The organism is Streptomyces sp. WI03-4A (assembly GCF_033792105.1).
Taxonomy (GTDB): domain Bacteria; phylum Actinomycetota; class Actinomycetes; order Streptomycetales; family Streptomycetaceae; genus Streptomyces; species Streptomyces collinus_A.
The window spans coordinates 66,852-81,001 of the sequence record NZ_JARAUO010000044.1 but is presented as its reverse complement, the minus strand read 5'-3'; the positions used below and the strand labels follow the sequence as shown (position 1 = coordinate 81,001).

The 14,150-nt window shown below is 76.6% G+C and carries 12 protein-coding genes; 3 read left to right on the top strand and 9 right to left on the bottom strand.

Annotated elements, in window-relative coordinates:
* Window positions 1-64: 64 nt before the first annotated feature.
* Window positions 65-1,069, bottom strand: a complete 1,005-nt coding sequence (gap, locus tag PV343_RS33105) for a type I glyceraldehyde-3-phosphate dehydrogenase (protein ID WP_319150740.1) — start codon at window positions 1,067-1,069, stop codon at window positions 65-67.
* Between the two features lie 136 nt (window positions 1,070-1,205).
* Between gap and PV343_RS33100 the strand changes: the two genes are divergently transcribed.
* The gene (locus tag PV343_RS33100; RefSeq protein WP_319150739.1) at window positions 1,206-1,667 is read left to right on the top strand and encodes a MarR family winged helix-turn-helix transcriptional regulator; all 462 of its coding nucleotides are present in this window, start codon (window positions 1,206-1,208) and stop codon (window positions 1,665-1,667) included.
* An 81-nt stretch (window positions 1,668-1,748) separates the two neighbouring features.
* Here the strand turns inward: PV343_RS33100 and PV343_RS33095 are convergent, their stop codons facing one another.
* A complete protein-coding gene (locus tag PV343_RS33095; RefSeq protein WP_020943146.1) occupies window positions 1,749-1,949 on the bottom strand; it encodes a type II toxin-antitoxin system VapB family antitoxin in 201 nt (66 codons plus the stop codon).
* Window positions 1,950-2,251: 302 nt separating this feature from the next.
* On the opposite strand from PV343_RS33095, the gene PV343_RS33090 reads away from it, so the two are divergent.
* Complete coding sequence (locus tag PV343_RS33090; RefSeq protein ID WP_319150738.1) at window positions 2,252-2,977, top strand: SIR2 family NAD-dependent protein deacylase; 726 nt, start codon at window positions 2,252-2,254, stop codon at window positions 2,975-2,977.
* 15 nt (window positions 2,978-2,992) lie between these two features.
* Here PV343_RS33090 and PV343_RS33085 read toward each other — a convergent pair whose 3' ends face one another.
* Both PV343_RS33085 and PV343_RS33080 read right to left on the bottom strand, forming a co-directional pair.
* The gene (locus PV343_RS33085; RefSeq protein WP_319150737.1) at window positions 2,993-3,484 is read right to left on the bottom strand and encodes a methylated-DNA--[protein]-cysteine S-methyltransferase; all 492 of its coding nucleotides are present in this window, start codon (window positions 3,482-3,484) and stop codon (window positions 2,993-2,995) included.
* Window positions 3,485-3,497: 13 nt separating this feature from the next.
* Entirely contained in the window at window positions 3,498-4,997 is a 1,500-nt protein-coding gene (locus PV343_RS33080) for an AlkA N-terminal domain-containing protein (protein WP_319150736.1), read from the bottom strand.
* 106 nt (window positions 4,998-5,103) lie between these two features.
* Here PV343_RS33080 and PV343_RS33075 point away from each other — a divergent pair, with 106 nt between their 5' ends.
* The gene (locus PV343_RS33075) at window positions 5,104-6,348 is read left to right on the top strand and encodes an MFS transporter (RefSeq protein ID WP_319150735.1); all 1,245 of its coding nucleotides are present in this window, start codon (window positions 5,104-5,106) and stop codon (window positions 6,346-6,348) included.
* 46 nt (window positions 6,349-6,394) lie between these two features.
* Here PV343_RS33075 and PV343_RS33070 read toward each other — a convergent pair whose 3' ends face one another.
* The 5 genes from PV343_RS33070 to PV343_RS33050 all read right to left on the bottom strand — a co-directional run bounded on the left by PV343_RS33070 (window position 6,395) and on the right by PV343_RS33050 (window position 14,132).
* Window positions 6,395-8,047, bottom strand: a complete 1,653-nt coding sequence (locus PV343_RS33070; RefSeq protein ID WP_319150734.1) for a hypothetical protein — start codon at window positions 8,045-8,047, stop codon at window positions 6,395-6,397.
* Window positions 8,048-8,102: 55 nt separating this feature from the next.
* Complete coding sequence (locus PV343_RS33065) at window positions 8,103-9,686, bottom strand: protein kinase domain-containing protein (RefSeq protein WP_319150733.1); 1,584 nt, start codon at window positions 9,684-9,686, stop codon at window positions 8,103-8,105.
* Complete coding sequence (locus PV343_RS33060) at window positions 9,683-11,437, bottom strand: FHA domain-containing protein (RefSeq protein WP_319150732.1); 1,755 nt, start codon at window positions 11,435-11,437, stop codon at window positions 9,683-9,685. Before PV343_RS33060 ends, PV343_RS33065 begins: the two co-directional genes overlap by 4 nt.
* A gap of 8 nt (window positions 11,438-11,445) precedes the next feature.
* Window positions 11,446-12,972 (bottom strand): hypothetical protein, encoded by a 1,527-nt coding sequence (locus tag PV343_RS33055; RefSeq protein ID WP_319150731.1) that lies wholly within the window; start codon window positions 12,970-12,972, stop codon window positions 11,446-11,448.
* A gap of 287 nt (window positions 12,973-13,259) precedes the next feature.
* Window positions 13,260-14,132 (bottom strand): methylenetetrahydrofolate reductase, encoded by an 873-nt coding sequence (locus PV343_RS33050; RefSeq protein ID WP_319150730.1) that lies wholly within the window; start codon window positions 14,130-14,132, stop codon window positions 13,260-13,262.
* Window positions 14,133-14,150 lie beyond the last annotated feature (18 nt).

Below are 14,150 nucleotides of genomic sequence, written 5' to 3'. Positions count from 1 at the left end.
GGGGGCGGACGGCCGGCCCGCCCTGAGGGGAGGGAAGGGGTCGGGGGGCAGGGGCGCCCGCTCGTCAGAGGGTGGCGCCGACCAGCAGGGCGAGGTCGATGAGACGGTTGGAGTAACCCCATTCGTTGTCGTACCAGCCGACGACCTTGACCTGCCCGTCGGTCACGCGGGTGAGCCCGGCGTCGAAGACGCAGGAGGCGGGGTCGCCGACGATGTCGGTGCTGACGAGGGGCGCCTCGCTGTAGGACAGCAGGCCCTTGTAGGCGCCGGCCGCGGCCGCCGCGTAGGCCTCGTTGACCTCCTCGACGGAGGTGCGCCGGCCCGGGGTCACCGTGAGGTCGGTGACCGAGCCGGTGGGCACCGGCACCCGCAGCGCGAACGCGTCCAGTTTGCCCGCCAGTTCGGGCAGCACCAGGCCGATGGCCTTGGCGGCGCCGCTGGAGGTGGGCACGATGTTCAGGCCCGCGGCGCGCGCCCGGCGCAGGTCCTTGTGCGGGGCGTCCTGGAGGTTCTGGTCCTGGGTGTAGGCGTGGACGGTGGTCATCATGCCCGCCTCGATGCCCACGCTCTCGTGCAGCACCTTGGCCAGCACCGCGAGACAGTTGGTGGTGCAGGAGGCGTTGGAGATGATCGTGTGCCGCTCCGGGTCGTAGGCGTCCTCGTTGACACCGAGCACGACCGTGAGGTCCTCGCCGCTGGCCGGGGCCGCGATGACGACCTTCTTCGCGCCGCCGTCGATGTGGGCGCGGGCCCGGGCGGCGTCGGTGAAGATGCCGGTGGACTCGATCACGAGGTCGACGCCGAGGTCGCCCCAGGGCAGGGCCGCGGGGTCCCGCTCGGCGAGCACCTTGACCGTCCGGCTGCCCACGCGGATGGCACCCGGCTCGGCGGCGATCTCCTCGGGGAACCGGCCCAGGATCGAGTCGTAGGCCAGCAGGTGGGCCATCGTGTCGACGTCACCGAGGTCGTTGACGGCGACGATCTCCAGCTCCGAGCCGCGTGCGGCCACCGCGCGGAAGACGTTGCGGCCGATGCGCCCGAAGCCGTTGATGCCGATGCGCACAGTCATTGATGTGTCCCTCACCTTGCGCTTCTGGGGTGGTTGACGCGCCGTTGCGCCGAGGTGCGATGCCGGACCACACATCACCGCGGGGCGGGGACGTGGTGCATCACGACCTTATATAAGCATGCGATACATTTCCAGGGTGACCTCTCCTCAGAACCTCGACCGGGCAACGGACTTGGACGTCGGCGACCTCACCAGGGCGATCGAGAACTTCAACCGCTTCTACATCCGGCTCCCCTCCGTGCAGAAGCTGTCCTTCACGACGCTGTCGGTGCTGGACACGCTGGCCTTCCGCGGACCCACGCGACTGACCGACCTGGTCCGCACGGAGCAGATGAGCCAGCCGGGGGTCACCCAGCTGGTGACCCGGCTCGAACGGGACGGACTCGTCGAACGCCGTCCCGACCCGACGGACGGCCGTGCCGTCCTGGTGCACCTCACCGAGGAGGGGCGCACGGTCGGGCAGTCCCGGCACCAGGACCGGGGCCGTCACATGACGCCCCTGATGGCCGAGTTGACAAAGGAAGAGCGGCAGACCCTCGCCGCGGCCCTCCCGGTTCTCGCCCGGCTCGCCGAACTCGGCATGCGGACACGGCAGTAGGGACACACCTCCCCCGAGTCCCGTGCGCCGTACGTCCGGGGCGGCTCGCGCCCGCCCCCGCGACGACGCCCGGAGCAGTGCTCAGCCCTCCGGGTCCCGGGGCCACTCCCGCGTCTCGCGCGGCGCCTCCTCCCGCGCGGCCGCCCGCGCCTCGGTCCGGTGTCCGCGCGCGATGTAGTCCCGGACGACCAGTTCCACGGCGTCCTGCGGGCTGCTCACGCCGGCGAGCACCATGACCTCCACGACGAGCTGTGCGTCGAGCGAGACCGTCACCTTGGCCATGCCCGGACGCTAGCACCCACGGCCCCGTCCCCACCGCCGAGCCGCAAGGAACGCGCCACCCACGGCCCTCGCCCGGTGCCCGGCCGGGCACCGGGGATGACCGTCGGGTGACGGGACGGCGCCCGTCCGGTGTCCGCGGGGGTGCTTCTTCCCGGTGTCCTTGGGGCGGTGCTTCCCCGGTGCCCGGGCGGCGGCGGCCGTACGGTCTCGCCCCCTCGGCCGGAAGGGGCCGTCCGTGCCCGTCACCGCGGCGGGCCGGATAACCGTTCGCACCCGGCGCGCGGCCGACCTACCCTCGGCCCATGAACAGGCCTCTCGTCGCGCTGCTCAGTGGCGCGGGCATCTCCACCGACTCCGGGATCCCCGACTACCGCGGTCCTGCCGGGTTGTGGCGCACGGATCCCGAGGCCGAGAAGCTGGTGACCTACGCGTACTACATGGACGATCCGGAGATCCGCCGGCGCTCGTGGCGGATGCGGCGGGCGAACCGGGCGCTGCGGCCCGAGCCCAACGCGGCGCACCGGGCCGTCGCCGAGCTGGAGCGCTCCGGGGTGCCGGTGCGGGTGATCACGCAGAACGTGGACGGGCTGCACCAGCTGGCCGGGATGCCGGAGCGCAAGGTGCTGGAGCTGCACGGCAGCGCGCACGGGGTCGTCTGCACCCGGTGTCACGCCCGCAGCCCGATGGAGGACGCCCTCGCCCGGGTCGACGCCGGGGAGGACGATCCGCCCTGTCCGGAATGCGGCGGGATCCTGAAGTCCGCCACGGTGATGTTCGGCGAGGCGCTCGACCCCGTGGTGCTCGGCGAGGCCGTGGCGATCAGCAAGGCGTGCCAGGAGTTCATCGCCGTCGGCAGCAGCCTCCAGGTCCAGCCGGCCGCCGGGCTGGTCGGCGTGGCCGCCGATCACGGGGCCCGGCTGACCATCGTCAACGCCGAGCCCACGCCGTACGACGATCTGGCCGACGAGGTGGTCCGGGAGCCCATCGGCACCGCTCTGCCGAAGCTGCTGGCCCGCCTGTCGGCGTGAGGGGGCCGCGGCGGCCTAGAACAGGGCCGCTCCCCGCTCTCCCCGTTCGAAGTCCAGCAGGCGCCGCTTGCGGTCCAGGCCGCCGCCGTAGCCGGTGAGGGAGCCGCCGGCGCCGATGACGCGGTGGCAGGGGACGATGATGCCGACCGGGTTGCGGCCGTTGGCGAGACCGACCGCGCGGGACGCCCCGGGACTGCCCAGGGCGACGGCGAGTTCGCCGTAGGAGCGGGTCTCGCCGTACGGGATGCGGGTCAGCTGCTCCCAGACGCTGCGCTGGAACGGGGTTCCGTGCAGGCGCAGTTCGAGGGTGAACCGGGTCAGCTCCCCCGCGAAGTAGGCCGCGAGCTGTTCCTCGGCCTCGGCGAACGGGGCGGCGTCGGGCATGCCGAAGGTCTCCTCCACCGGGCGGTGCCGCTGTCCGGTCATGTAGAGACCGCACAGGACGCCGTCGTCGGCGACGAGGGTGAGGAGGCCGTAGGGGCTGTCGATGACGGTGTGCTGCTTCATCGGGGGAAGGTCCTTATGCGGGGAGGAAGTTGATCGGGTGGCCGTCGGTCGCCCACAGATACTGCACCGCGTACGCGCGCCAGGGGCGCCAGGCCTCGGCGCGTGCGGTGAGCGCGCCCGGCGTGGCGGGCAGGCCCAGCCCCCGGGCGGCGCGCCGGACCCCCAGGTCGGTGGCGAGGAAGGCGTCGGGGTCGCCGAGGGCGCGCATGGCGATGACGTCGGCCGTCCAGGGCCCGAAGCCGGGCAGGTCCAGCAGGCGGGCGCGGGTCTCGGCCCAGTCGGCCTCGACGCCCAGGTGGAGACGGCCGTCGGCGAGCGCGCCGACCAGGGTGGTGAAGGTGGTGCGCCGGGTGCGGGGCATCGCCAGGCTCGCGGGGTCGACCGCGGCCAGCGCCTCGGGGGCGGGGAACAGATGGGTGAGGCCGCCCTCGGGGTCGTCCAGCGGTTTGCCGTGGGCGGTGACCAGCCGGGCGGCGTGGGTGCGAGCGGCCGCCGTGGAGACCTGCTGCCCGAGCACGGCCCGGACGGCGAACTCGGCCTCGTCGACCGTGCGCGGCACCCGGCGCCCCGGTGCCCGGTCCACCAGCGGCGCGAGCACCGGGTCGGCGCGCAGCCGGTCGTCCACGGCCACCGGGTCGGCGTCCAGGTCGAGCATGCGCCGGCAGCGGCTGGTGGCCACGGTCAGATCGCGCAGGTCGCTGAGGGTCAGCCGGCAGGCGATGTGGTCGGGGCGGGGCGCGAGGGCGACGATGCCGTGCCCGTACGGCAGCCGCAGGGTGCGGCGGTAGGCGCCGTCCCGCCACTCCTCCACGCCCGGTACGGCGGTGGCGGCCAGGTGCCCGAAGAGGTTGTCGGGGTTGAGCGGGGCCCGGAACGGGAGTCGCAGCGTGAGGGTCCCCGGCGTGCCGGCGAACTCCGGGGTCCCGACGGCCCGGCTCCTGGGCACCCTGGCGCGCAGCTCGCTCGGGGACAGGGCGAAGACCTCGCGGACGGTGTCGTTGAAGGCGCGGATGGAGGCGAAGCCGGCCGCGAAGGCGATCTCCGACATCGGCAGCGGCGTCGTCTCCACGAGCAGCCGCGCGGTCTGGGCGCGCTGGGCCCGGGCCAGCGCCAGGGGCCCGGCCCCCAGCTCGGCGAGCAGCTGCCGCTCCACCTGGCGGGCGCTGTAGCCGAGCCGGGCGGCGAGCCCGGGCACGCCCTCGCGGTCCACGACGCCGTCGGCGATCAGCCGCATGGCGCGGGCCACCAGGTCGGCCCGCCGGTTCCACTCCGGGGAGCCGGGGCTGGTGTCGGGGCGGCAGCGCTTGCAGGCCCGGAACCCGGCCTGCTGGCAGGCCGCGGCGCTCGGGTAGAAGGTCATGTTCCGCGGCTTGGGCGGAACCACCGGGCAGCTGGGCCGGCAGTAGATGCGGGTGGTGAGCACGGCCGTGAAGAACCACCCGTCGAACCGCGCGTCCTTGGACTGCACGGCGCGCACGCAGTGCTCCCGGTCGAGGTGCGTCCCTGTCTGCATGCGTCCAGGATCGTCCACCGCTCGGGTCGCCCGCTGGCGAGAATCCGACATCTGCGTGGCGGTGACCTGGCCCGCCGGCCGCCCGGCCGGTGGCTACGATGCCGCCATGGGGCACCCAGCCGTCTCCCCCGCGTCCGGCGGGGCCGGGGCGCACCGGGAGGGCGGGTCGCCGGCGCGGACGTGGCCGCTGTACGCCGCCGGGTTCACCACCGCGTTCGGGGCGCACGGCGTCGCCGCGAGCCTCGGGGCGCGCTCGGCCGACGCGGTCACCTCGCTGCTGGTCCTGGGCGGTCTGCTCGCGCTCTACGACGGTGCCGAGGTGCTGCTGAAGCCGGTGTTCGGCACGCTGGCCGACCGGGTGGGGGCGCGCCCGGTGCTGCTGGGCGGGCTGGTCGCCTTCGCCGTGGCCTCGGCGCTGTACGCGGTCGCGGGCGGTCCGGGACTGCTGTGGGCGGCGCGCCTCGGCCAGGGCGCCGCGGCCTCCGCGTTCTCCCCCGCCGCCGCCGCGCTGGTGGCCCGGCTGAACCCCGGGGCGCGGCACGGGCGGGCGTTCGGGAGCTACGGCTTCTTCAAGTCCCTCGGCTACACACTCGGTCCGCTGCTCGGCGGGGTGCTGGTGTGGGCGGGCGGGCTGCGGCTGCTGTTCGCGGTGCTGGCGGTGCTGGCCGCTGCGGTGACGGTCTGGGCGGCGGCAGCGGTGCCCCGGGTGCCGCCGCTCGCCCGCCGCCGGGGAACCTTGCTGGACCTCGGGCGGCGGCTGACCGACCGGGGCTTCCTGGTGCCGACGGCGGCGCTCGCCGGGGCGACGGCCGCGCTCTCGGCCGGGGTGGGGTTCCTGCCGGTGTCCGGGGCGGCGGCGGGCCTGGGCACGGTCGCCACCGGGGCGGCGGTCTCCCTGCTGGCCGCCTGCGGCGCGGTGGTCCAGCCGCGGGCCGGACGGGCGCTGGACACCGGACGCCTCGGCGTCCGCGCCGGTCTCGGCCGCGGGCTGCTGCTCGCGGCGGCGGGCGCGGCCGCGGCGATGCTGCCGGGGCTCACGGGCGTCCTGCTCGCCGCCGCCCTGATCGGCACCGGCACCGGCCTGGTCACCCCGCTGGGCTTCGCGGCACTGGCCGCGGCCACACCGGAGGAACGGCTCGGGCAGACCATGGGCGCGGCCGAGGTGGGCCGCGAACTGGGCGACGCGGGCGGCCCGTTGCTGGTGGCGGTGGTCGCCTCGGCGGTGACGCTGACGTACGGGTACGCGGCGCTCGCCCTGCTGCTGGCGGTGGGGCCTGCCGCTGCCGTGGCAGCGGGGCTCAGGGATGGACGTGGCCGGGGCCGTGGCGGTGGGAGTCAGGGGGAGGCGTAGCCGTGGCCGTGGGCCGCAGGGACAGGTACGGCCCTGGCCGTGGCCCTCAGCGACAGGCGTAGGTGAAGCCGCCCTTCGCCTCCATCGGGGTGTGCCGGTCGGCGACGCGGAGGCGGGCGGTGCCCCGGAAGCGGCCCGGGCCGCGCACCGTCCAGCGCAGGTGCACCCGGACCCGGCGCTCGCCGCGGCGGGCCAGGTGGACCAGTTCGCCCGAGTCCTGGCCGTCTCCGCGCAGCCAGCGGTAGGTGACCGGGCCGCCCCGGCCGTCGGTGGTGACGACTCCGACCAGGTCGGCCGTCCCCCCGCAGTGCAGCACCCCCGCGGGGGCCTGGACCCGGACGGCGAGGACCGCGGGCGCGGGGTCCGGGCGCAGCAGCAGCCACAGCAGGACGGCGGCGACCGCCAGTACGGCGGCGGTGACGAGCCCGCCCCTGCGTCGCCGCCTCCGCGCCGGCGCCGGTACCGCTTCCGCGCCGCGCCACCTGGCGCGCAGCGCGTCCTGCTCGGTCACGGGGACCCCCGGCCCGAACCGGAGCAGGATCTCGCCGGGCTCCGCCCCGTCCCGCACGGGCACGGAGGAGGGACGGTTGCGCTTGCCGAGCACGGTCGCCCGGGCGTCCTGGCCCACGGCACGTTGCCCATGCCCTACGCCGGTGAGCTGCTCGGCGGCACGGTCTGGGGTGGGTGGTGCCGGCGTGCGGTCGGACACCGATCCGGTGTGGGCGGGGTCGGCGACGACGGGCGGCACTGGCGTCCGCGCGGGCCCGGCGAGGTACGGCGGATGCGGGGACGCCGCAGCCGGGGGCGTCCGGGGTGGCCGTGCGGGTGTGAGGTGCGGCGGCTCGGGTGGCTCAGCGGCCGGACGGGGCTGCGGGGTCCGCGGGGATGTGGGGTGCGGCGGCTCAGCCTCCGGGCCCGGCTGCGGGGTCCGCGGGGATGTGAGGTCCGGGGTCGATGCGGCCGCTGCCGTTCGAAGTGCCGTGCGCCGCAGGAAGTCGGCGGGGAGGGCGGCCCGGCCGGACAGCAGGGCGGCCCGGGCGGCCGCGAGGCCCCGCGACTCGGCGGTGGTGGCGCAGTGGGCGAACAGCTCGGCCGCCGGGGTCGAGGGGGCCGTCCAGGCGGCGGCGAGGGTGCGGGCCAGGGCGGCCCAGGCGGTGGTGTCGGCGGCCTGGTGACCGGCGTGCGGCGGAGCCGCGGCACCCGGAACCACCGCGTCCCCCAGGACCGTGGCCAGTCCGGTCTCCGTCAGCAGTGCGGTTCCGTCCGGTGCGAGCACGACCGTGGCCGGGCCGAGGGAGCCGTGGGCCAGGCCGGCACCGTGCAGGGCCAGGAGGGTCTGCGCGGTCTCGTTGAGGACGCTCGCCGCGCTGCCCGCGTCGGGGCCGGGGGCGCCGGCGGACAGGACGTCGGCGAGCGTGGGGGCCGGGGGGCGGTCGGTGAGCAGCCAGACCTCGCCGGCCTCGGCGAGCAGGTCGACCGTGCCGAGCGCCCCGGGCAGCCGGAGCCGCGCCGTGGCCAGCACGGCGGCGGCCAGGCGCTCCCGCGTGCCCTCGGGCCCGAGCAGGGCGCGGTCGACGCGGAGCGCGCCGAGGGCCTGCTCGCCGGGCCGGGCGGGGAGCAGGGCGTACCGGGTGCCGAGGGGCGTCTCACGTGACCAGGCGGACAGGGGCCGGCCGGCCACCGCGGTGGCTGTCTTCATGTCGGTCCGTTCTCGTCGCGGCGGCGCGGGGCGGCAGGGCGGGCCGGTGCGGCGCTCAGCACGGGGGTGCGTCCAGGGAGGCCGTCTGCGGGCCGTTAGCGGCCGCCGGATCGCTGCTGAGGGTGACGTCCCAGGTGCCCCGGCAGGGGTGGTTGGAGAAGTCGGCCTCGAAGGTCAGGTCGTAGCGGGTGCTCCCGGACAGGGGCCGGCTCTGGGAGCCGTAGGGATCGGCGGGCGTGTCGACGTAGTAGTCGGCGGTGACCGTCAGCGGCCCGGTGCCCGTCGTGTCGACCGTGACCGCGGCGACGAGCGTGCCCGGCTTCGGCCCGCGCTGCCAGGAGCCGATGGTGACGGTGACCGTGCCGGGGGTGGCCGCGCCCGGCGACGCGGTGGGGGTCGGCACGGCCGGTGCGGACGGGTCCGTGGACGGCGCGGGCGCGGCGGACGGGCCGTCGGACGGCGTGCCGGTGGGTGTGTCGTCCGCCGTGGGCGGGGCGGTGGCCGGCGGGCCGGAGACCGGAGGCGGGGCCGAGGCGCCGGGGCCCGTCGGGGAGACGGCGGGCGAGGGCGTGGAGCTCGCCACCGTCGTGGCCGTGTCGTGCGGCCGGCCGGAGGCGTACGTCGCTCCGCCCGCGACGACCGCGAGCGCGGCCACCCCGCCGGCGACCAGCCGCCGGCCGCCGCCGCGCAGGCGGCCGAGCAGGGTCAGCGCCCGGGCCGGTCCGTCCAGCGTCGCGGTCGTGGTGAACGGGAACAGCACGGCGAGCAGCGCGGCGAGTTCGGCCAGCCGGCGGCGGCCGCGCTCCTCCCAGCCGGCGCCGTACGCCTCGGTGGCGCGCCGTTCGAGGTCGGCGAGGAACGCCTCGACGCCGGGCCGGTCCGCCGGGTCCTTGGCGAGGCCCGCGCGCAGCAGCCCGCGCACCGGTGCGGGTACGTCGTCCAGCGGGGCCGGTGCCCGCAGGTGCTGCAGGCGCAGCGCGGCCGGGTCGTCGGCGGGGAACGGCCGCCGCCCGGTCAGGCACTCGAAGAACACCACGGACGCGGCGTAGACGTCGGCGGCGGGGCCGGCGGGCCGGTCCTCCCACTGCTCCGGCGCCATGTAGGCGGGGGTGCCCGCGGCCGTGGCCTCCCGGCCGTCGCGCACGGCGATGCCGAAGTCGGCGAGCGCGCTGGTGCCGTCGGCGCGGACCAGGACGTTCTCGGGCTTGTAGTCGCGGTGCACCACCCCGGCCGTGTGGGCCGCGCCCAGGCCCAGCAGGGAGCCCTTGAGCAGGACGAGCGCGGCCTCGGGGCCGGTCGCGCCGTGCCGGCGCAGCAGGTGGCGCAGGCTGACGCCGTCCACCGCCTCCATCACGATCGCGGCGCCGGCGCGCGCCTCGACGTACTCGTACAGGCGCACCACGCACGGGTGCCGCAGTTCGCCGAGCAGCCGGGCCTCGGCGCGGAAGCGGGCGAGGAACTCCCGGTCGCCGCGCAGGCGTTCGCTCAGGTATTTGACGGCGACGGGGGCGCCGGTCAGGGTGTGCCGGGCGAGGACGACCCGGCCGCCGGCGCCCTGGCCGAGGGTGCGTACGGCCGTGTACCCGGGTACGGCCCAGCCGTCGCCGAGCTCCGTCGCGGGTTGCGCGTCGTGGGTCATGCCGTGCCCTCCAGGGGTACGGGCGTGGCGGCGCCGGGCAGGGCCGGGTGCCGTCGGCGCCGGGCCCGGCGCAGCAGGGCGCGCACCGGCGCCGCCCACACGGGGAAGGCGACCAGGGCGACCACGGCCGCCTCGACGGCCGTGGTCCACGGCCCGGGCAGCCGTCCCTGGAGCAGGTCACCGATCCGCGAGCGCCAGGCCAGCAGGGCGAGGCCCAGGAAGCCGTAGGTGCCGACGACGACCGCGAGACCGTAGGCGGCCATGCCCGCCTGCCGGGGGCCCGGCCGCCGGCCGGCGCGCAGGTCCCGCCACAGGCCGGTGCGGAAGTAGGCGCTCGCCTCCTCGCGCAGCCGGGGCACCCGGAGCGCGTCGGTCAGCGCCTGGTAACCGTCCAGCGGCATCAGGGGGTTGAAGTTGTAGAGGGTGTTCAGGTAGAGGCCGAAGGCCAGGTGGTAGAGGAGGGCGCAGGCGGGTCCGGCGGGCAGCAGGGCGGCGCCGGCCGCGCACCAGCCGGCCAGTGCCGCCGTGGACAGCGGCCCGGACAGCGCCACCACGACCCGGGACCAGCGGGTGCCGAACCACATGTCGCTGGTGTCCACGAACGCGAACGGCATCCCCATCATCAGCAGGAACCCGCCCCGTCTGACCTTGCGGCCGTACGACTTGACGGCGAGCGCGTGCGTCAGCTCGTGGACGAGCAGGGCGGTGACGTATCCGGCGACCAGCAGGACCGGGCCGAGGACGCCGGCCCCGCCGAAGTCGAGCAGGCGGTGGTGGCCGCGGGCGGCGAGGAACGCGACGAGGCCGCCCGCCACCGACAGCCAGGCGAGCAGCACGCCGGTCCGGGTGAACAGCCGCCAGCCGAAGGCCCGGTAGAGCCGGCTCACCAGCCGGTCGAGGCCGGGGACCGACACCTCCAGCCGCAGCAGCGTCCGGTACAGCGCGCGTGCCGCCCGGCGCCGGCCGGCGGGCCGTTCCTCCTCCTCCGGCCGGCCGGGCAGGCCGCGCAGCAGTCCGGCGTCCGCGAACGCGGCCAGCGCCGACTCGATGCGGGGCAGGGCCAGTTCGCCGTAGCGGTCGGCGTAGGCGAACAGCAGGTCCCGCACGGTGTTCTCGCCGTCGACGGCGTGCCACAGGAAGACCTGGCGCTCGTCCAGTTCCAGATAGCGCCCGGTGCGGCTGCCGCTGAGCACCCAGCGGGGGGCACCGCGTCCGCCGGGTACCCGCTTGAGCGCCCAGCCCGAGCGGCGGCGGGGGCGCGCGGTGAGCGGGCCGTGCGCTTCCGGCGCCTCCTCCTGCCCGGCGGGGGGCAGTTGGGTCTGCTGGGTGCCGACGACCATGGTGCGCGAGCCGATCCGGGCGTCCCGGGGCTGCTCGAAGACCAGGCGTACGTCACCGACGGACAGTTCGGCGCCGTCGGTCAGCGGGGCCGTGCCGCCGTGCAGGTCGGCGCCCCCGACCGCGGTGCCGTTGAAGGAGTCGAGGTCCTCGATCCGGAAGCCGTCGGCGGTGCGGACGACGCGTGCGTGGCGGCGCGAGACGCTGCCGTCGGCCAGGACGAGGTCGTTGTCCTCGCCGCGGCCCAGGGTGGTGACCCGGCCGGTCAGGTCGACGGCGAGGGCGGGGTCGTCGAGGCCGCGCAGCCGGGGCGCGGCGTACGCGGTCGGCGCGGCACCCCGGCGCGGGGTGCCGCAGTGCAGGCAGTACGGGAAGTCGCGCCGCACGTGGACGCGGCAGACGTGGCAGAGCATGCGGTGGCTCAGCCCCCGCCGGAACCGCTGCGGAGCGTACCGCCGTTGAAGCCGCCGCCCGTCTCGGGAGCGGCGGGCGACAGATGGGTGGCGATGCCGCCGGTGCCGGGCGTGCCGACGCCGCCGCGCACGGTCGTCCCCGCCCGGTCGAACGAGCCCTCACGGCCGCCGCCCCCGGGCACTCCCCCGCCGCTGGGCCGGCGGCCGTTCTCCGGGTCACCGCCGCCCTCACTGCCGCCGCCTTCACCGCCGCCGCCCGGCTCACCGCCGCCGCCGCTGGGCCGTCGGCCGTTCTCGGGGTCGCCTCCGCCGTCACCCCCGCCGCCGTCACCACCGCCGCTCCCGCCGCCGTCACCGCCGCCCTCGCCGCCACCGCCGCCACTCGGTCGCCGGCCGTTCTCCGGGTCACCGCCCCCGTCACCACCGCCACCGCCGCTGCCGCCGTCGCCACCGCCTTCACCGCCGCCGCCACCGCCGCTGTCGCCGCCGCCGTCGCCGTCGCGGTCGTAGATGCCGCCGTGGCCGAAGTGACCGGCGTCCCCGCCCCCGTCGCCGCCGAGGCCGCCGTGACCGCCCAGTCCGCCGGACCCACCGGAACCGGTGCCGCCATCGCCGAAGCCGCCGTGGCCGCCGGTACCGGCACCGCCCTCACCGAAGCCACCTCCGCCGAGACCACCGTCACCCAACCCGCCGGTGCCGTGACCGCCCTCGCCGAACCCGCCGAAGTCCCCACCGGCGCCGCCGAACCCGCCGTCGCCACCGCCTCCGAACCCCCCGAAGCCCCCACCGGGGCCGCCGAGTCCACCGTCACCACCGGAACCGAACCCGCCGAAGTCCCCACCGGAACCGCCGAGTCCGCCGTCACCACCGAAGCCGCCGGGACCTCCCTCCGGGCCCCCGCCGGCATGGCCGCCGAACCCGCCGAAGTCGCCGCCCGGGCCCTCGTGGCCGGGTTCGCCGAACCCGCCGAAGTCCCCGAAACCACCGAACTCGCCCGGCGCACCGCTCCCTTCGGCCGGGGACCGGTCCGGCAGGGGGCCGCCGAGCAGGCTGTGGGAGCCCGCCGCCGTGTCGGTGTGGCCCGCGGCCTCCGGGCCGGTGACCGGGGCGTGCGGCTCGGTCCCGTGTCCGGCGGGTCCGGAGTCGCCGGGCCCGTGGTCGCCCGGGGTCTGCCCCCCGGCCGCGGCGTGCGCCGCCGGGTCGTCGTGCGTGCCCGCCGCCCCGTGGTCCGCCGCCCCGTGGTCCGCCGGGACGGCGTGCCCTGCCGCCGGGTCGTGGGAGGCCGCGATGTCGTGGTGGGACAGCGCGTGGGCCGCGCTGCCGAAGAACAGGGACGACTTGGACAGCCGGGGGTCGAGCGCCGCCGGCCCCCCGTCGGCGCCGCCCTCGACACGCAGCGAGCGCAGCGCGGTGACCTGGTCGGGAGTCAGACCGAGTCTTCGCGCCACCTCCCCGGTGTCGCCGTCGAGTTCGGCCCGGAAGCCGGGGTCCACGGCCAGCCTGGTCAGGGCAGCACGATAGGCGTCGTCGGTCATGGTGGGTCTCCGTCGGTCTGCGGGCGATGATGCCGATCGCGGCGGAGCCGAGGATCCCCCTGGCTCGGCGGCACATGCCTTTCCGGCCATCCCCGCCGATACCTGCAGGACACGTTATAGAGCCATGGCATGACCGGCGCAAGAGCGGCGAGCAGCGTCGGAACGGCTCCCGGGCCGTCCCGCCGCGCGCCACGCCCACCGAAAGGATCAGGCCACCGATCCGTCGGCACCCGGCCGACCGGTCGAACGGATTCCCACCCCGCGCGTCCCGCCCGTGGGCGGTCGCCTCAGTGCCGGTCCCCGTGCCGGAAGCGGGTGATCCATTCCGAGGTGGCCCGCAGGCCGCCGAAGGTGTAGAAGTGCACCTTCAGCTCGCCGTGCCGCGCCGGGTCGTAGTCCCGCGCGAGCGTGTGCAGGAAGCGGTCGGGACCGGCCGTGCCCACCAGGTTGGTCAGCGAGAGGCCGTACTTGCGGACGATGGAGGCGCTGGTGCCGACACCGAACCGGGTGGCGTAGGACACCAGCCTGCGGGCGCCGGCCGGGCCGGGCACGCCGACCCGGACCGGCAGCCGGACGCCCCGGTCGCGGACGGCCGCCACCCAGCGGAGCACCGCCTCGGCGTCGAAGCCGAACTGGGTGATGACGTCGCCGGCCAGCCGGTCGGCGCCGAGGGCCGCCGTCTTGTCGGTGAGCGCCGACCACAGGGAGTGGTCGGTGATGGCCGGGTGGCCCTCGGGGTAGCCGCTGATGCCGACGTGCCGTACGCCGTGGTGCTGGAGCAGCCTGGAGCGGATGACGGAGAGGGCGTCCTCGTACGGGCCCTCGGGGCGGGCGGGGTCGCCGCCGACGACGAAGACGTTGTCGGCGGTGCCGTCGGCCGCCAGGCCGGCCAGGAACTCCTCCAGGTGCCGCCGGGAGGGCAGCCGGCGGGCGGAGATGTGCGGGACGGGCACGAAGCCGAGCCGCTTGACCGCGCGGGCGGCGGCCAGCCGGGTGCCGGGGTCCTCGCCCGCGAGGAAGGTGACGTTGATCCGGGTGCCGCGGGGGATGCTGTCCCGCGCCTCCTCCAGCCTGGGCACGTCCTTGCCGGTCATCTCCAGGGAGAAGTCGTCGAGCAGCGCGGTGCCCGCCGCCGGCGGGGCGGTGAGGGCGGGGTTCATCGTGCTCCTCGGGCGGCT